This window comes from Opacimonas viscosa (genome assembly GCF_024199005.1).
GTDB lineage: Bacteria > Pseudomonadota > Gammaproteobacteria > Enterobacterales > Alteromonadaceae > Opacimonas > Opacimonas viscosa.
Genome location: NZ_JANATA010000192.1, coordinates 1 through 261 on the forward strand (window position 1 = coordinate 1; position 261 = coordinate 261).

Annotated in this window: 1 protein-coding gene; it reads left to right on the forward strand. The window is 45.2% G+C overall.

What is annotated here, in order from left to right; translation table 11 throughout:
• Positions 1-199: hypothetical protein (locus NLF92_RS13265; protein WP_254102708.1), on the forward strand; the 199-nt coding region annotated here is incomplete at its 5' end.
• Between the last annotated feature and the right edge of the window lie 62 nt (positions 200-261).

Consider the following 261-nt stretch of genomic DNA (forward strand, 5'->3'; position numbering starts at 1 on the left):
TATGTTGCATGCAATACATGCGATGTATTATTCAATCAAGGACATCACCACAACACGCTATGAAATCTGCGTTCCGTTCAAAACCGCCACATTATCCTCAGAGCTGGTCAGAGTTACCCGGCGGCGAAGAATTAAAACTCGTGATAGAGCAGGTTTGCAACGAGCTCAGTCAACGTGTGTTTGGTTATCATATGGTTAAGATGGGTAACCTGAGTAGCGAAATTTCACTGCCGGATTGCTCTATACGCCACCAGATTCAGC